Source organism: Vibrio sp. RC586 (assembly GCF_000176715.1).
Taxonomy (GTDB): domain Bacteria; phylum Pseudomonadota; class Gammaproteobacteria; order Enterobacterales; family Vibrionaceae; genus Vibrio.
This window is the reverse complement of record NZ_ADBD01000013.1, coordinates 537,112-555,561: the sequence shown is the minus strand read 5'-3', so window position 1 is coordinate 555,561 and position 18,450 is coordinate 537,112. Positions and strand designations below refer to the sequence as shown.

General features: G+C 45.9%; 15 protein-coding genes. 12 read left to right on the top strand and 3 right to left on the bottom strand.

Annotated elements, in window-relative coordinates; genetic code table 11:
• The first annotated feature begins 106 nt into the window (after positions 1-106).
• From VOA_RS03085 to VOA_RS03095, 3 genes are read left to right on the top strand one after another with little or no spacing between them, the layout of a single operon-like run.
• Positions 107-334: a FeoA family protein gene (locus VOA_RS03085; protein ID WP_000777868.1), complete on the top strand. Its 228-nt coding sequence runs from the start codon at positions 107-109 to the stop codon at positions 332-334.
• On the top strand, positions 334-2,610 hold the full coding sequence (feoB, locus tag VOA_RS03090) for a Fe(2+) transporter permease subunit FeoB (RefSeq protein ID WP_001109299.1): 2,277 nt from the start codon (positions 334-336) through the stop codon (positions 2,608-2,610). Before VOA_RS03085 ends, feoB begins: the two co-directional genes overlap by 1 nt.
• Complete coding sequence (locus VOA_RS03095; protein WP_000600762.1) at positions 2,607-2,837, top strand: FeoC-like transcriptional regulator; 231 nt, start codon at positions 2,607-2,609, stop codon at positions 2,835-2,837. Before feoB ends, VOA_RS03095 begins: the two co-directional genes overlap by 4 nt.
• A gap of 81 nt (positions 2,838-2,918) precedes the next feature.
• On the opposite strand, the gene VOA_RS03100 is transcribed toward VOA_RS03095, so the two are convergent.
• Entirely contained in the window at positions 2,919-3,356 is a 438-nt protein-coding gene (locus tag VOA_RS03100) for an HIT family protein (protein ID WP_000931474.1), read from the bottom strand.
• A 101-nt stretch (positions 3,357-3,457) separates the two neighbouring features.
• Complete coding sequence (gene argS / locus VOA_RS03105; protein ID WP_032468413.1) at positions 3,458-5,191, bottom strand: arginine--tRNA ligase; 1,734 nt, start codon at positions 5,189-5,191, stop codon at positions 3,458-3,460.
• A gap of 198 nt (positions 5,192-5,389) precedes the next feature.
• Between argS and VOA_RS03110 the strand changes: the two genes are divergently transcribed.
• The gene (locus tag VOA_RS03110; protein WP_001187314.1) at positions 5,390-5,986 is read left to right on the top strand and encodes a VOC family protein; all 597 of its coding nucleotides are present in this window, start codon (positions 5,390-5,392) and stop codon (positions 5,984-5,986) included.
• Positions 5,987-5,990: 4 nt separating this feature from the next.
• On the opposite strand, the gene VOA_RS03115 is transcribed toward VOA_RS03110, so the two are convergent.
• Positions 5,991-8,762 (bottom strand): insulinase family protein, encoded by a 2,772-nt coding sequence (locus tag VOA_RS03115; protein WP_000548250.1) that lies wholly within the window; start codon positions 8,760-8,762, stop codon positions 5,991-5,993.
• Between the two features lie 198 nt (positions 8,763-8,960).
• Between VOA_RS03115 and sixA the strand changes: the two genes are divergently transcribed.
• The 8 genes from sixA (at position 8,961) to VOA_RS03150 (ending at position 18,426) form a co-directional block, all read left to right on the top strand.
• Positions 8,961-9,428, top strand: coding sequence for a phosphohistidine phosphatase SixA (sixA, locus tag VOA_RS03120; RefSeq protein WP_000708352.1), 468 nt, complete (start codon positions 8,961-8,963; stop codon positions 9,426-9,428).
• A gap of 207 nt (positions 9,429-9,635) precedes the next feature.
• Positions 9,636-11,729, top strand: a complete 2,094-nt coding sequence (gene flhA, locus VOA_RS03125; RefSeq protein WP_000673268.1) for a flagellar biosynthesis protein FlhA — start codon at positions 9,636-9,638, stop codon at positions 11,727-11,729.
• 34 nt (positions 11,730-11,763) lie between these two features.
• Positions 11,764-13,254, top strand: coding sequence for a flagellar biosynthesis protein FlhF (gene flhF / locus VOA_RS03130; RefSeq protein WP_000695098.1), 1,491 nt, complete (start codon positions 11,764-11,766; stop codon positions 13,252-13,254).
• A gap of 13 nt (positions 13,255-13,267) precedes the next feature.
• Positions 13,268-14,155: a MinD/ParA family protein gene (locus VOA_RS03135; RefSeq protein ID WP_000182546.1), complete on the top strand. Its 888-nt coding sequence runs from the start codon at positions 13,268-13,270 to the stop codon at positions 14,153-14,155.
• Positions 14,148-14,882 carry an RNA polymerase sigma factor FliA gene (locus VOA_RS0118650; RefSeq protein WP_001030415.1) on the top strand — a complete coding sequence of 245 codons (735 nt, stop codon included), beginning with the start codon at positions 14,148-14,150 and terminating at the stop codon, positions 14,880-14,882. Before VOA_RS03135 ends, VOA_RS0118650 begins: the two co-directional genes overlap by 8 nt.
• Positions 14,883-14,927: 45 nt before the next feature.
• Complete coding sequence (cheY, locus tag VOA_RS03140) at positions 14,928-15,296, top strand: chemotaxis response regulator CheY (RefSeq protein ID WP_000697871.1); 369 nt, start codon at positions 14,928-14,930, stop codon at positions 15,294-15,296.
• Positions 15,297-15,351: 55 nt separating this feature from the next.
• Positions 15,352-16,071, top strand: coding sequence for a protein phosphatase CheZ (locus VOA_RS03145; protein WP_000624253.1), 720 nt, complete (start codon positions 15,352-15,354; stop codon positions 16,069-16,071).
• Between the two features lie 9 nt (positions 16,072-16,080).
• A complete protein-coding gene (locus tag VOA_RS03150) occupies positions 16,081-18,426 on the top strand; it encodes a chemotaxis protein CheA (protein WP_000119668.1) in 2,346 nt (781 codons plus the stop codon).
• Positions 18,427-18,450: the final 24 nt, after the last annotated feature.

The window sequence follows — 18,450 nt, the reverse complement described above, 5'->3', positions numbered from 1 at the left end:
AAGCAAACTTTGTTTTCACTCAAAAAAACCATATGCCCTTTATGATAATGTGGCTTATTATTAATAGTAATATTTCTTATTAACACTTCCTTTTAAAGTTGCAGCTATGAAATTGTCACAGATGAAAGTGGGCGAGCGCGGTGTGATCCTCGCATTAGAGGGGCTTTCCGATACGATCAGAAAGAAACTAATGGTTATGGGGGTACTTCCGAATACAGAAGTTCTCTTGATTCGGCGTGCTCCAATGGGGGACCCACTACAAGTTGAAGTTCGCGGAGTATCAATTGCTCTTCGTGAAAATATCGCTGCAAATATTGAAGTGGAGATAGCGTAATGAACTATCAAGTGCTGACTGTCGGTAACCCTAACAGTGGTAAAACAACATTATTTAACGGGCTTACTGGAGCAAAACAGCAAGTAGGTAACTGGGCAGGGGTTACCGTTGAGAAAAAAATAGGTCGCTTTACTCATGCAGGTGATGAATTTCAGTTAACTGATTTACCTGGTATCTATGCCTTAGACAGTGGTAATGATAGCAACAGTATTGATGAATCGATCGCTTCGCGAGCGGTACTCACCCATCCGGCGGATGTGATCATTAATGTTGTAGATGCAACATGCCTTGAGCGTAGTTTATATATGACGCTGCAATTGCGTGAATTGCGCCGCCCAATGATTGTTGTGCTCAATAAGATGGATGCTTTGAAACGCGAGCGAGTTCACCTCGATCTTAAACAGTTAGAGCATTTCCTCGGTTGTCCAGTGATTGCTCTTTCCGCCAACAGCAAAGAGCAAGTACGCCGTTTTCAGGAGAAATTGCATAAATTAGTAGTGCAAGGAATCGCGCTGAAACAACTAGAGCTGAATTATGGCAACGAGTTTGAGCAGTTAATTGCTCAGTTGGAACCCATGTTTGCCGAGCAGACTGTCGCAGCACGGGCACTCGCGATTCGAGTGTTAGAAAATGATTTGCTAGTCATGAACGGTTTAAAAGAAAGCGAGCGCGATAATGTGCAGCAGATCCAGAACTCTGCTTCGATGGACATCGACTTATTGGTGGCGAATGTGCGTTACACTTATCTGCATGAACTTTGTACTCATTTACGACGTTCTGATGGGAAATTGAGCCATAAATTTACCCAAAAAGCGGATCGAATCATCCTCAATAAGTGGGTTGGCATTCCATTCTTCTTCGCTGTGATGTATCTGATGTTTATGTTCTCAATAAATATCGGCAGTGCATTTATCGATTTCTTTGACATAGGTGTCGGCGCTTTACTGGTGGATGGTGGTCATTACTTACTGGATGATCATCTGCCTGTTTGGTTGGTGACATTAATTGCTGATGGCGTTGGTGGCGGTATTCAAACCGTTGCTACCTTTATCCCTGTCATTGCATGCTTGTATTTATTCTTAGCAGTTTTAGAAAGCTCCGGTTACATGTCGCGTGCGGCTTTTGTATTAGATAAAGTCATGCAAAAGATTGGTCTGCCGGGTAAAGCTTTTGTGCCTTTAGTGCTCGGCTTTGGTTGTAATGTACCTTCTATTATGGCTACACGCACTCTAGATCAAGAACGTGAGCGTAAACTCGCGGCATCAATGGCACCCTTTATGTCTTGTGGTGCACGTTTGCCCGTTTATGCGCTCTTTGCTGCGGCCTTTTTCCCGCAAAGTGGCCAAAACGTTGTATTTGCCCTCTATTTATTAGGCATTGTGGCTGCTGTCTTTACTGGACTAGTTCTGAAAAAAACGTTGTATCCCGGTGTGAGCGAAAGCTTAATCATGGAAATGCCGGACTATGAAATCCCAACTCTGCAAAATGTGGTGCTCAAAATGTGGCAGAAGTTGAAGCGCTTTGTATTGGGGGCTGGGAAAACGATAGTGATTGTCGTGACCATTTTGAGCTTTTTAAATTCAGTTGGAACCGATGGCTCTTTTGGTAATGAAAACAGTGATAAGTCGGTGCTTTCAAAAGCAGCTCAAGTGGTAACCCCAATCTTTACACCGATGGGAATTACTCAGGAAAACTGGCCTGCAACAGTGGGGATTATTACAGGGATTTTTGCTAAAGAAGCGGTTGTCGGAACGTTAAATAGTCTTTACACCACCTCATCAGCCGAAGATGTGTCTGCGGAGTATGATTTGCTGGCGGATCTACAAGAAGCGTTAATGACCATTCCGGAAAATCTATCGGGACTTAGCTTTAGTGACCCATTGGGTATTGAGGTGGGGGACCTGACAGATGCAACTGCTGTTGCAGAGGCACAAGAAGTGGATGCTTCAATCTTTGACAACCTACATACCTATTTTGCGAGTGGTCATGTTGCATTTGCTTATCTGATCTTTATTTTGCTTTATACACCTTGTGTTGCTGCAATGGGGGCTTATGTACGTGAATTTGGTGCAGCTTATGCTCGCTTTATTGCGGTATGGACAATGGGGCTTGCCTACGGTTCTGCCGTTTTATATTACCAGCTCACCCATATCACGGAACATCTAGTCTCTAGCTTAGCTTGGAGCGGTGTGATTATTGCTATTGCGATAACAACTTACTGGCTGTTGAAACACGCGGGGCGTAAACAAAGAATGATTGAGGTGCCTGTCGCGTGATTTTGATTAAGCTCCGAGCGGCTATTGAGGAAAAAGGCAGCATAACTCGTCAAGAATTAGCGCGCCGTTTTTCTTTGAGCGAGGATGGCGTTGATGCGATGCTTTCGGTATGGATTAAGAAAGGCGTGGTATCACGCCAGCAATACACGAATGCTGAAGATGCGATCGTTCGAGTGCGTTATGTGATCAATCGTGAAGGAGGCTTAGCTGTGAGTGTTACCATGTAAGTATGGGGTCACAGCTTAAAAATGTTGTTAAGAAAAAAGCCGCGTAATGCGGCTTTTTGACGATCAGGCTTAGCTAAACGCTTAAGCAACTTGAAGTGCAAAGAGTGGATTTTGCGCAAGATGTTCTTGAATGGAACTGAGAAGCTGCTTTTGTTCTTGCTCCGAGCGGAAAACACCTTGAGTCCGACCCCATACCGGACTAGGCCATGCCATGTCATGAGTAAAGCGAGCGATATGATGGATATGCAGTTGTGGTACCATGTTCCCAAGGGCGCCCAGATTGAGTTTATCTGGCGAAAATAAGCTTTCTAATGTTTGGCAAACGATTTGAGATTCAACCAAAAACTGTTGTTGTTCATTCATTGGCAAATGATGCAATTCACGTAGGTTTGGCTTCTGAGGTACCAAAATAATCCAAGGTACGGCGGAGTCTTTATGTAAAAGAGCAACACAGAGCGGGAAATGTCCGATGACATCGGTATCTTTTTTCAGTTGTGGGTGCAGTTCAAAATTCAGCATGACATTGGCCTTTTAAAGAGAAATGCGTTTCCATCAATGGTTGAGTTAGGAAGATAAAAAAAGAAAAGGTTGGCAATGCACCAACCTTTTTTGCAACTCAATTACATTCTTTCGAGTGTTTCAATGCCCAGTAGAGCAAGACCTTGCTTGATCGTTTTGGCTGTCAATGCCGCGAGCTTCAAGCGGCTCTGTTTAACACTTTCTTGTTCAGCCACCAAAATTGGGCAGGCTTCGTAGAAGCTAGAGAAAATACCAGCCAGCTCAAATAGGTAGCTACACATGATATGTGGCTGACCTTCGCGAGCCACTGACTGAACCGCTTCTTCGAACTGAAGCAGTTTGGCGATCAGAGCTTTCTCTTTTTCTTCAGTAATTTGGATATGGCCAGTTAGCTGGGTCATATCCACGCCTGCTTTAGCAAATACAGAAGCGACACGAGTATAAGCGTACTGCATGTAAGGGGCCGTATTGCCTTCAAACGCCAGCATGTTGTCCCAATCGAACACATAATCTGTGGTGCGGTGCTTAGAAAGATCCGCATATTTCACTGCTGCCATCGCAACAGTGTTCGCGATGTTGGCTTTTTCTTCCGTAGACAATTCAGGGTTTTTAGATTCAATCAGTGCTTTTGCACGTTCTTCTGCTTCATCTAGCAAATCAGCTAAGCGAACAGTACCGCCTGCGCGAGTTTTAAATGGACGGCCATCTTTGCCCAGCATCATGCCAAACGCATGGTGTTCCAAGCTGACTTGCTCTGGGATATAGCCTGCTTTACGCACGATAGTCCACGCTTGCATCAAGTGTTGATGTTGACGTGAGTCGATGAAGTAAAGCACACGATCGGCACCAAGCGTTTCATAACGGTATTTTGCACACGCGATGTCAGTCGTAGTGTATAGGAAGCCGCCATCACGTTTCTGAACGATAACGCCCATCGGTTCGCCATCTTTATTTTGGAATTCATCAAGGAATACCACTTGCGCGCCGTCGTCTTCTACTGCCAAGCCTTTAGCTTTAAGGTCGCTAACAATCAGCGGCAGCATGTCGTTATACATGCTTTCACCCATCACGTTTTCACGAGTGAGAGATACATTTAGGCGGTCGTAGTTACGTTGGTTTTGAATCATGGTGACGTCAACCAACTTCTTCCACATTTCTAGGCAGAATGGGTCGCCACCTTGCAATTTCACCACGTAGTTACGCGCAGTTTCAGCAAACTGTTCATCTTCGTCATACAGCTTTTTCGATTCACGATAGAAAGCTTCGAGGTCAGACAGCTCCATCGAGATTTCGCCAGATTCTTTTTGCACGCGCTCAAGGTTCGCGATCAACATGCCGAACTGAGTACCCCAGTCACCGATGTGGTTCGCACGAATCACGTTATGGCCTAGGAATTCCAGAGTGCGCACGACAGCGTCACCGATGATGGTTGAACGCAAGTGACCAACGTGCATTTCTTTTGCTACGTTAGGAGCAGAGTAGTCAGCCACGATGGTTTTTGGAGCTTCTTGAGCAACGCCAAGGCGTTCATCCGCCAGTGCTGCTTCTGCTTGTGCAGCCAAGAATTCTTCGCTTAAGAAGATATTGATAAAGCCTGGGCCAGCGATTTCAGTTTTACTCGCAATGCCTTCTAGGTTGAGAACATCCAAGACTTTTTGTGCAAATTCTCGAGGATTGGTACCCAACTGTTTGGCTGCACCCATAATGCCATTCGCTTGGTAGTCACCAAATTGTGCTTTTGCTGATTGACGAACCAGAGCAGGGGTGCCTGCTGGTGCGCCTGCGGCTTCGATAGCCTGAGAAACTCGATCATTGATCAGTGCTTGGATATTCACACGCTTACCCTTCAATTCAAGGAAATAGGTAGGAATGCCATCATTTAGGGAGTGAGGCATGTCACAATAACATTAGTTAATTGGCGGCCATGATAACAATATTCAGCTTATCCACCTAGGGAGAAACGCAGGAAATTTTCACCTTTTTCCGTCAATCTTGGTAGTATCGCGCTCAAACAGGCATTTTAAGGCAATCAGATGCAACAACAACTTTGTGAGACAGGGCTTGCCCCGGAACAACTGCTCGGAAAACTCGACACATTCATCGCAAAAATAGAGCAGTTGCTTGATCTTTTAGGCTTGGATCTGCGAGCTAATCAGCTAGACCATATTGCACTGCGAATTAACGAACAAGAATTGGCGCAAGAAGCACATCAGGCTTGGCTGGCTTATGGTGAAGAAATCTCTTGCGCGCAGATTAATGGCCGTCCAATTATCGTGATTCGTTTTAATGAGCCGCTGCGTTCTAGCCATTGGCAGATTGAGTGCCTTGAATTGCCTTACCCAGCGTTGGGCAAAACCTATCCAGAGCAGAGTTGGGAACATGTTGAGTTTGTGATTTCGTCACAGGTGCAGAGTGCGCAAGCCTTCTGTGATGAACTGAAAGCACATTACCCGTTGCTTGCAGCAAAATGGGATGAACTTGCTGAACAAGGCATCAAAGTAAAGCTTTCGAGCCCACAAGGTGAAGGAGAACGCTTAGCTAATCCAACGGTTGCGTTTCAGTGGCAAGGGGTGTGCATTAAACTGCATCCACACCCGTTACAAACTATTGTTGAGTCGGAAAGAGCTTAGTCTTTTAACCGATATCGTAAGCTTTCGGACGTAGTTGAAATTCCTTGACTGAGCCGATTTCCTGACCAAGTTGCAGGGCGGGTGAATCGTGGTGTGCTCGCCCTTGTGTATGCATGATCAAACGGTGAGCCGTTCTTGGTTTGAGTTCGTTGACCACAAAGCGAATCATGTCTGTACGGCTCAGGTTTTTGAGCTCTTCAAGGACCTTCTCTCGTTGATCAAAATCGGTATCTTTATTGCCAATCGCAACCCATAAGCGTTGTGCACGCACGCGCAAAGTTGGGTCTGGTGCCGATATTTGATTCCACAAACCGCGCTTACTGCTGTGCCATTGATATTCGTTCAATTCAAGTAGCACCATGTATAAGGCATTCAAGAATTCATCAATCGCGCGAATCAATTCACTTGGCGGAGCTGAAGGTGATTGAACATACAAAATCAATCCCGGGTGTCGATTGAGCGGCATATTGCCGGTGCCCACCATATAGCCAAGCTGTTGTTTTGTTCGGATTTCGTGGAAGAAAGTTGCTGACATCAAATGATTGGCAAGGGAATACAGTGCAATGCTGCGTGGGCTGATCTCTTCGCATTGGTAATACACCACTATCGCGGAGTCATCCTGCTGACACTGAACTTCGCGTTGAAAAGTCCCACTTTTGCCTAGCATGACGAGTGGGCGAAGTGACTCTTCGTAAGTTTGATTTTTCACTCGCAGGGCATCTTTTAACACTTCCGCCATCTTTTGTGCTTCAGCTGCGGGCCAGTCACCATAAACAAACATTTCAACGTGCAGTTGCGACAAGATGGCATCAACAAAATCCGCCAATTCTTCCACTTGCACATCTTCAATGGCTGCCAGCAAATCGGCATAAGGTGGGTTATTGGGTTGCAGTAACCCAGTCATCGCATTAAATAGTTGGGAAATGGGCTTGTCGTGCGCGGCATTACGCCAGTTGCGGATCATCTGCTGCTTGATGGTCGCAAAACGTTTATGCTGAAAATCACGTTGGGCAAATTTATGTAAAATCACTTCCATCAATTGTGGAAGTTTCTGGCTAAAGCCAGAAAGCGTCAGAGTCACGCCACCTTGATGCGCATACAAGTTATAGCCCATCCCTGCGATTTCCGCTTGATAGGTCTCTTTGGTGAGGGCATCCAAAAACATCTCGACACACAGGCGAGTCATGACGATATTACGACAGTTGGCTACCGCATGTGGACTGTCGATGGCGACGTAAATCACCCCTTTGGGGACATTAAATGCCGTATCCTGTTGATGCCAAAGCTTAAAACCGGGTAGGTCTTGTAGTACTTGCGGCAGTTTACTGGCTTCTTTGATTTCGGAAGGATCAAGATCGTAACAGATAAACGGATTTGGCTTAGGTAAGGAGAGTGGTAAATCTAAGGGCTGGTGGAACATATGCAGTTGCTCTGTGCTGAAAGGCTGCACCGAGTAAGGCGTAAAGTACCATTGCGCCGTTTTATCAAAGTTATCGCCTTTGGTAATCAAGGTTGCACGCAGATTGTCTGGTGTTAGATAGCTCAGAATATGTTTGAGTAGCGGCTCATCATAGCCCGCCATCATGTAGTCCCCATAGGCGATATCTCCAGGGGCATAATGCTGCATATTCACCACCAGATGGCAGACCATATCCAGTGGGCGTTGTGTTTCTTGAAAACGAAAAGCGGATTCAAGCACGGCGCGTTTTTCTTGATAACGCCATTCCTGTAATCCTTGAGTCGCGATCAGATCCAGTGTTTGGAATAAGCTTTGAATGATCTCATCAACATGTTCTAACCCCTCAGGGGTGAGCACACAACTGACCGCAAACTCACGGTAGTTACTGCCACTGACACCGCCACCGGCAGAGAGAGTTGTGATCCAACCTTTCTCTTTCAACGCTTCTAGCAAGCTGCCTTCGCCCTCGTAGCCGATAAGATGTGCGAAGTAGGAGAGCGGTTTCTTCTGGTAATAACTTTCTGTACTTGGCATCGGGAAAGCCAGTATTAGCTTGCGGATCTCTTTGAGTGGCTCAACACGGATAAGAATTCCGGTGTGTTCTTTGCACACAAAGGGTGGCAAAGGTGTGATGTCTCGATGCGAATTAGGAATTGCGGCGAAATACGTTTCAGCCCATTCTTCAAGTTCATCAATATCTTGTGCGCCGATTAATGCCAAAGTCATTAACTTGGCTGAATAGTGAGTCTGGTAGAAATCAATAATTTCATCACGGATCGAGCTATCTTGACGATCGCTCAGAGTTTCCTGATTACCGACCGAAAATTTGCTAAACGGATGCGCGGAATTAATGGTTTCTTTTTGTACTTGATAGAGGCGTCGTGACTCGTCTTTAACTTTGAGTTTGTATTCGGAATCAACGGCTTGGCGTTCTTTATCTAGTGCTTCGGCATTAAAGAGCGGTGCGATGAAAAATTGGCTGAATCGGTCAAGAGCTTTGGCAAAAGCGTTAGGAACCACATCAAAGAAGAAGCAAGTGTGCTCCGTACCCGTCCAAGCGTTGTTAGATCCGCCATGCTGACTGATAAAAGCTTGAAAATCGCCAACTTTCGGGTATTTTTCTGTGCCCAAAAACAGCATGTGTTCAAGGTAGTGTGCTAAACCCTGACGTTCAATGGGATCGTCAAAATGCCCAACATTGACTGCTAAAGCGGCTGCACATTTAGTCACCTCTGGGCTTTGGATGAGTAATGTCCGCAAACCATTGCTCAAAGTAACATAACGGTACTGGTGAGTATCATTGGGGCTGATATGCACAGCATTTCTCCGAATTGATAGGGTCTAAAGACGAGTCTCAGAACACCAAACAGACACATCGTACTATTATTATTCCTGTCAGTTTAGTCTGTCGCTTGGCTTTTTAATAGACTGTTAACGAAGTCGAAGTCTTTACCCAGACTGCTGTTATAATCAAAAAAACAAGCAGCTTGAGACTGCATAGCGTAGGTAGTGTACATGAAGATTTATATTATGCGTCATGGTGAAGCGCAGCAGTTTGCCCCTAGTGATGCGGAAAGAGCCTTGACAGAGCGAGGTCGCCACGAATCTGAAGCTGTGGCTCGAGCCTGTGTGAGCCAGAGGGGAGTCAATAAATTTGACCTTGTGTTGGTAAGTCCCTACTTACGAGCTCAGCAAACGTGGCAATTGTTAGCGGAGCATTTCTCAGCTCGCAATGTGGAAACCTGTGATGGTATTACCCCCTATGGCCAATCCGATCGTGTTTTTGATTATCTTTCAGCCTTAATTGAAATTGAACAGCTTGAATCATTGTTATTAGTTTCTCATTTACCACTAGTGGGTTATTTAGTGTCCGAGTTTGTTGATGGGATGATTCCACCGATGTTTCCAACCTCAGGTATGATCTGTATCGACTACGATCTTAAGACGCAAACTGGGAAGCCTTTATGGAACGTACATCCCTAAGCTGTATTCAGAATCCATCTTGAGTGCATGATGAGAGCCTTAATGGCTCTCATTGTTTTTAAGGCGTTGTTTTAACATTGATTATCGTGTGGCTGACATTGCCATAAAATTGACGTATGTATTGGACTAAAAATTGCATTGTCTGGCTTTGCATTTTTGCCGTTTCTATTGATGTTCCGATTAACCTAAAGTGACAACCAGAAATCTATGAAGTTTACTCTTCCATTTGCTGACAAATTGCCTTCTATTCCACAGCGCAGCATGCCTGCTATCGGTGCTCCAGTCATGGTGTTGGCAGCATTGGCGATGGTTGTCCTCCCAATGCCAGCCTTTCTACTCGACTTATTCTTCACCTTTAACATTGCGTTATCGCTCGTGGTGTTATTGGTTACCGTGTATACCCGCCGACCATTAGATTTTGCGGCGTTTCCAACTGTACTATTGATCGCGACCTTGCTGCGTTTGGCACTGAACGTTGCGTCAACGCGAGTAGTTTTGTTGTATGGTCATGAAGGCCCAGGCGCTGCGGGTCACGTGATTGAAGCCTTTGGGAACGTAGTGATCGGTGGAAACTATGCCGTTGGTTTAGTGGTGTTCCTCATTTTGATGATCATTAACTTCATGGTCGTCACCAAAGGTGCAGGACGTATTTCAGAAGTAAGTGCTCGCTTTACCTTGGATGCCTTGCCTGGTAAGCAAATGGCCATTGATGCTGACTTGAACGCTGGTTTGATTGATCAAGAACAAGCCCGCGTGCGCCGTTTTGAAGTGACCAAAGAAGCGGACTTCTATGGTTCGATGGATGGTGCGTCAAAATTCGTTAAAGGTGATGCGATCGCCGGTATTTTAATTCTATTTATCAACATTATCGGTGGTCTGACGATTGGGATGATTCAATACGGTTTGGGTTTCAAAGAAGCGATTGAAATCTATACCTTGTTGACTATCGGTGATGGCTTAGTGGCTCAGATCCCGTCACTGCTCTTGTCGATTGGTGCGGCAATCATGGTTACGCGTCAAAATACCGATGAGGATATGGGGCAGCAGGTTATCTTCCAGTTGTTTGATAACCCGAAAGCCTTAACCATTACAGCCGGTATCCTTGGTGTGATGGGGATCGTGCCTGGAATGCCACATTTTTCATTCCTATTTTTGGCTCTGTTAGCTGGAGGGGCTGCTTACTGGATGCACCGTAAGCAAAAAGCCAAAGTACAAAATAAAAATTTGCCAGCGAAGAGTGATGTGGAAGCACCCACGCAACGCGAACTGTCATGGGATGATGTACAACCTGTGGATGTGATTGGCTTAGAAGTGGGCTATCGATTGATCCCGTTGGTGGATAAAGACCAAGGTGGCGAATTGCTTGAACGTGTTAAAGGGGTGCGCAAAAAACTGTCGCAAGATTTTGGCTTCTTAATCCCGCCAGTACACATACGTGATAACTTAGAACTCACCCCCAACAGTTACCGCATCACCTTGATGGGGGTTGCGGTCGGAGAAGCGGAGATCCGCCCAGACCAAGAATTAGCGATTAACCCTGGGCAAGTGTATGGGATGATTGATGGTGAACGTACCCGCGACCCTGCCTTTGGTTTGGATGCAGTGTGGATTCGAGAAGAGCAGCGTGAGCATGCGCAAGCATTAGGCTATACGGTAGTGGATTCCTCCACCGTGTTGGCTACCCATCTTAGCCAGTTACTCACCAATAATGCGGCGCAACTGATTGGTCATGAAGAAGTTCAAAACCTACTAGAAATGCTCTCGCGTTCAGCGCCTAAATTGGTGGAAAATTTCGTTCCTGATCAGTTACCGCTCGGTGCGGTAGTGAAAGTACTACAAAATCTACTCAATGAAGCGATTCCAATCCGAGATATTCGAACTATTGTACAAACCCTCTCTGAATACGCGAGTAAGAGTCAAGAACCCGACATTTTGACTGCAGCTGTGCGTATCTCGTTAAAACGACTTATTGTCCAAGAAATCAATGGGGTAGAGCCAGAATTGCCCGTAATTACATTGATTCCCGAGCTGGAACAAATCTTGCATCAGACAATGCAAGCTTCGGGTGGTGAGTCTGCGGGCATAGAACCGGGACTGGCAGAAAGACTGCAAATGGCGTTAAGCCATGCTACCCAAGAGCAGGAGTTGAAAGGGGAACCCGCAGTATTGCTGACATCTGGCGTATTGCGTTCAACACTGGCGAAGTTTGTGAAAAATACCATTCCCAACCTTCGCGTGCTCTCCTATCAGGAGATCCCCGATGAGAAACAAATTCGAATTGTGCAGGCCGTGGGTAATTAATCGTCCGCACGTTTTTTAAAGACGGAAATCTGCTTTGAAAATAAAACGATTTTTTGCCAAAGACATGAAAACTGCGCTGCTTCAGGTTAAAGAAGAGCTGGGCGTGGATGCGGTGATCATGTCGAATAAAAAAGTCGCGGGCGGGGTCGAAATTGTAGCAGCAGTGGATGGGGATACCGCACCTGCTGCGCCAACACCTGCTAAGCGTTACAATTCGCAACCTAGACACGGTTATAACCAAGTCTCACCTTCAGTCAAGCCGACTAAGAGCCGAGAGTTGGTCGATGATCGCGTTAGTCTGCAGTCGAGTGCTGACAGTGGACGATCTATGACCCAACGCTTTGCCAATATGCTCAAGCAATACAGCCATGGTACAGCGGATGAACAAGATCATCGTGCGGAAAATGAAGATTCACTCACTGCGTTACTGAGACGTCAGTCAGAAAACCGTGTCCCGCAAAGAAACATGAACAGTGGTTCAGAACGTCAACGTCCTGACTCTGCGCTGAGTAAATTACTGCAAGACGATGCCAATGCACGCCACAAACCTAGACTGGATCCTTCGCGTTATGATCGCAAGGTTCCAGATGAGCCTGTGGTTGCGGTCAGCGAATTGGAATCAATGCGCGAAGAGATGACGTCGATTCGTCGTCTGCTGGAGCACCAAGTCTCTGGGCTAATGTGGCAAGAAGTGGAGCGACGCGAACCTCTGCGCGCTATGTTAATCAAACGCTTAGAGCGTATGGGCGTTTCTTTGGAAATGGCAGACCAACTGGCTTGCTATATCCCAGAAGAAACCCCGCCACCGAAAGCGTGGAAAGCACTACTAGGCTTAGTGTCAGACCAAATTCCTGTGGTCAAACACGATATTCTTAAGCGCGGTGGCGTTGTGGCACTGCTTGGGCCAACAGGTGTTGGAAAGACGACCACAGTAGCTAAACTGGCTGCTCGCGCAGCAATGGAGTACGGATCAGACAACGTTGCCTTGGTGACCACAGACACTTACCGTATCGGTGCTCACGAGCAACTGTCAATTTACGGCAGAATAATGGGGTGTCCTGTAAGAGTTGCTAAAGATTCCAACGAGTTAGCCGATGTAATCTATCAGCTACGTAATCGCCGTCTGATTTTGGTTGATACCGCAGGGATGGGTCAGCGTGATGTCCGGCTGTCAGAGCAGCTAGATACCTTGATGCAAGAGAGTGGGGAAACCATCCACAGCTACCTCGTGTTGCCTGCCACTGCGCAGCGCAAAGTGTTGCAAGAAACGATAGAGCATTTCAGAAGAATACCGCTTTCTGGATGTATTATGACCAAACTAGACGAATGCCTGAGTTTAGGTGAGTTCGTTAGTGTGGTTGTACAAAATGCGTTGCCAGTCGCTTACATCGCGAATGGGCAACGAGTGCCCGAAGATATTGTAATCGCACAACCCAAATACATGGTCGCAAAGGCAAACGAATTGCTAGAGAAGTCGACTGAAGATGAACCTCATTACTGGACCAGTGATTCAGAGAGATTCTAGGCGGCGGACAGGTATGACAAACAAAATGATATATGACCAAGCAAGCGGCCTACGTCGCTTAACGCAACCCTCAGTGACCAAAGTGATTTCGGTAACCGGGGGCAAAGGTGGTGTCGGTAAATCGAATGTTACCTTAGGCATGGCTATCTGCATGGCAAAACAAGGCAAAAAAGTCATGGTGCTTGATGCCGACTTAGGTCTCGCCAATGTTGACGTGATGCTCGGTATTCGCCCTAAACGCAACCTAGGCCATGTTTTAGCGGGAGAGTGTGAGCTCAAAGATGCCATTGTTGAAGGTCCACATGGCATTCGCATCATCCCAGCAACTTCTGGTACTCAGTCGATGACTGAGCTATCACATGCTCAGCATGTAGGCTTAATCCGAGCGTTTGGAACCCTAGAAGATGAAATGGATATCCTGCTGATAGACACAGCAGCAGGCATCTCTGACATGGTTGTAAGTTTCTCACGCGCAGCACAAGATGTCGTAGTTGTAGTATGTGATGAACCCACTTCAATCACCGATGCATATGCCTTGATAAAGCTTCTTAGCAAAGAGCACCAAGTACAACGATTTAAAATTGTTGCTAATATGGTAAGAAGTTATCGTGAAGGTCGTGAATTATTTGCTAAATTAACTTTAGTAACAGAACGATTTTTAAATGTGAGCTTGGAGCTTGTTGCTTGTATCCCACTCGATGACAATGTGCGCCAAGCCGTGAAACGACAAAAAATCGTGGTGGATGCCTATCCACGATCGCCAGCAGCACTGGCGATCAGCTCATTGGCAAACAAAGCGTTGACTTGGCCGATACCTAGAACACCAAGCGGACATTTAGAGTTTTTCGTTGAACGCTTACTTAATCGGTCAGAAACAGTAGGGGAACCTTTCGGTGAATAAAGCGCTGACATACGATCAATATGGAAATCTTAATAGCCAGCAGCTATTTCTTGAGAAGTACTCTGTATTGGTTAAGCGTATTGCTCATCATTTGATTGGTCGCCTTCCTCCAAGCGTGTTGATCGAAGACCTCATTCAAGCTGGCATGGTTGGCTTACTTGAGGCACAAAAAAATTATGATGGAAGTAAAGGCGCAAGCTTTGAAACCTATGCAGGAATTCGGATACGTGGGGCAATGCTCGATGATATCCGACGAGGAGACTGGGTTCCGAGATCTGTTCACAAACACAATCGGGAAATCAGTCAAGCGATTGCGGTTCTTGAGGGAGAACTCAATCGTGATCCAACGGATGCGGAAGTGGCGAAGTTTTTAGATATGTCATTAGACCAATATCACAGTGTGCTGATGGACATCAATTGTTCTCGCATTGTTGGGATAGAGGATCTTGGTGTTTCTGATGATGCGATTTCACCGTTTGAAGAGGGGGAAGATAATTCGCCTTTTCATGGTGTCGCTGAAGAATCTTTCCGCAAAGCACTCGTTGAATCAATAAAATCGCTCCCAGAGCGTGAAGCTTTGGTACTTTCGCTCTATTATGATGAAGAGCTAAACTTAAAAGAAATTGGTGAGGTACTTGGGGTTAGTGAATCTCGCGTCAGCCAAATACTCAGCCAATCAATGCAGCGACTAAGAACAAAGTTAAGTTCTTGGACTCGGAATGATTAAATATCACTGATCTCAAACTCAGTGGAGGCAATTTTGAATAAAAACATGAAGATCCTTATTGTTGATGACTTTTCAACAATGCGCCGAATCGTTAAAAACCTACTTCGAGATCTGGGGTTCAATAATACGCAGGAAGCGGACGATGGCCTAACGGCATTGCCTATGCTCAAGAAAGGTGAATTTGACTTTGTGGTCACAGACTGGAACATGCCTGGCATGCAAGGGATTGACCTGCTCAAAAACATCCGTGCTGATGACGAGTTAAAGCATCTGCCAGTATTGATGATTACAGCAGAAGCTAAACGTGAGCAGATCATAGAAGCCGCTCAAGCAGGCGTAAACGGTTACATCGTAAAACCGTTCACCGCTGCTACGCTTAAAGAAAAATTAGACAAAATTTTTGAGCGTTTATAAGGCTTTTGCTGCGGCAAAAGGTGCTCTATTCACACGCACTAAAGGCTGATTCAGGATGATTTCATTAGAACAGGCTAAAGAACTCGTGCAACTTTTAGAACATGGGCAGCAGGGCGAAGCGAATCGTTTGCTGACTGATGTCTATGAGTCCGCCAATAATCCCATGCTCAAAGAGATAGGAATGTTGACACGGGATTTACATGAATCGCTGAAAAACTTTCATATCGATAATCGTTTCAGTGAGATTGCGACGGATGAAATTCCGGATGCGCGGGAAAGACTGCAATACGTCATACAGAAAACAGAAGTCGCGGCAAATAAAACCATGGATGCGGTAGATCGTTGTATGCCGATTGCCGACCAATTGCATGACAGCTTGTTACAGATTCGCCCTGAATGGAACAGTTTGATGAATGGTCGAATCGAGCTTATGCATTTCAAGTCGCTTTGCCACCGAATTGATGGTTTGTTATCGCAAGTTGAAGGTGATAGCACTCAGTTACGTGGTGAATTAACCGAAATATTGATGGCCCAAGATTTCCAAGATTTAACAGGGCAGATCATTAAACGTGTCATCAAATTGGTTAATGAAGTAGAAAACCGTTTAGTAGAAATATTGATGGTTTTTGGCGCTGCACAAAAAGAACAACAAGCAGATAAGACAACCGTAGCATCCACAGAAGCTGAAGGGCCAATTATAAACCCTGAAGAAAGAGTTGATGCTGTCTCATCTCAAGACGAAGTTGACGATTTGTTATCGAGTCTTGGATTTTAGGGGTAACCTATGAGCTACGAATTAGACGAAGACATCCTGCAGGACTTTCTGGTAGAAGCCGGCGAAATTTTAGAGCTGCTCTCTGAGCAACTCGTTGAACTGGAAAACAATCCTGAAGATCGAGATCTACTGAACGCCATATTTCGTGGCTTTCACACCGTTAAAGGTGGTGCTGGTTTCTTGGCGTTATCTGAGTTAGTGGAAACCTGTCACGGTGCAGAAAACGTTTTCGACATTCTCCGGAATGGTCAGCGACAAGTTTCCCCTAGTTTAATGGATACCATGCTCAAAGCGCTGGATACGGTTAATGAACAGTTCCGTGCAGTGCAAGATCGTGAACCACTACAACCCGCTGAACCTGAGTTGCTCGAAGAACTGCATCGTTTAAGCAAACCGAGTGCCGATGATGAGGTTGAAGAAGAGCACTACGAAGAGCAAGCTGAACTCGTTGAAGATGTTGTAGAAGACGTTGTTGATGTTGCTGAGCCTGAAGTGGCGATTGAAGCTGCCGCACCTATCAATGATACTGTAATTGATAAAGGTTCGATTGATGACATTAATGAAGATGAGTTTGAAAAGCTTCTTGATCAGCTACATGGGAAAGGAAAAGCGCCAGGTGCAACGGTTGAACAAGCCCCAGTTGCAGTAAAAGCCGCGCCAATTCCAAGCTCAGAAATGAGTGGTGATATTACTGATGACGAGTTCGAAAAACTCCTCGACCAATTGCACGGTGTAGGTAAAGGCCCTTCAATTGAATCAGCTGAGCTTGCCGCTCCCGCTAAATCTACTGCCCCAAAAACTGCGGATGCGCCTAAAGTCACGGCAGCTAAATCGGTACCAGGTGGTGACGATTTAATGACGGATGACGAGTTTGAAAAGCTCCTTGATGAGCTACATGGTTCAGGCAAAGGACCCTCAGTCGAAGAGCTAGAAATGGCAACTCGTCCAGTAGTGACTACTTCTGCACCTGCAGAATCTAGCAATAAAGCTGCAGTAGAGACTAAAGCTCCGGTTGTGAAACCTGCGGCTGATCCTGCAAAACCCGTTGCAAAGCCTGCAGCGGCAAAACCTGCTGTAGCTAAAGAAGCACCAGCAAAAGCTCCGGCTCCTGCTGTGGTAAAAGACTCTGATGAATCTCGCGAAGTGGCCGCTGGTGGTGGCGCTAAGAAAGCACAAGCAGAATCAACCGTTCGTGTTGATACCTCAACGCTCGATATCATTATGAATATGGTGGGTGAGCTGGTACTCGTGCGTAACCGACTGTTAAGCCTTGGTTTGAACAGTGACGATGAAGAAATGTCCAAAGCAGTCGCCAACTTAGATGTGGTTACTGCGGATTTGCAAGGTGCGGTAATGAAAACGCGCATGCAGCCAATCAAAAAAGTATTTGGTCGTTTCCCTCGTGTTGTTCGTGACTTGGCTCGTAGCCTAAATAAAGAGATTGATCTCGAGCTGCGTGGTGAAGAAACCGATTTAGATAAAAACCTAGTAGAAGCGTTAGCGGACCCATTGATTCACTTGGTGCGTAACTCCGTTGACCATGGTATTGAAATGCCTGACGAGCGAGCAAAAAGTGGCAAATCTCGCACGGGTAAAGTTATCCTTTCAGCCTCTCAGGAAGGGGATCATATCGAACTGGCTATCGTTGACGATGGTGCAGGTATGAACCCTGAAAAGTTACGTTCTATCGCTGTCAAGCGTGGCATGATGGATGAAGATGCGGCTTCTCGACTATCAGATAAAGAGTGTTTCAATCTGATCTTCATGCCGGGTTTCTCAAGTAAGGAACAGATTTCTGATATTTCAGGTCGTGGAGTAGGGATGGACGTAGTGAAAACCGCCATCAATACACTCAATGGCTCGATTGATATCGATTCCACCATGGGGAAAGGCACCAAGATTACGATTAAAGTGCCGCTTACATTAGCAATTCTCCCAACCTTGATGGTAGGGGTTGCAGGTCATCCATTTGCATTGCCTCTGGCGAGTGTGAATGAGATTTTCCACTTGGATTTACGTCGTACCAACGTGGTTGACGGTCAGCTGACCATTATCGTTCGTGAAAAATCGATCCCGCTGTTCTACTTACAAAACTGGCTAGCACCGAAGAAAGGTAAGGTACAACTTCGCCAAGGCCATGGCCATGTGGTTATTGTACAAATCGGTAGTCAGCGTGTTGGCCTAGTCGTTGATGCTCTCATTGGGCAAGAAGAAGTCGTGATTAAGCCGCTTGATAAGTTACTACAAGGTACGCCTGGTATGTCTGGTGCAACCATCACTAGTGATGGTCACATCGCCTTGATTCTTGATGTGCCGGACTTACTGAAACAGTATGCCGCAGCATCTCGAATCTGAATAACGGCACAACGATAAGGATAA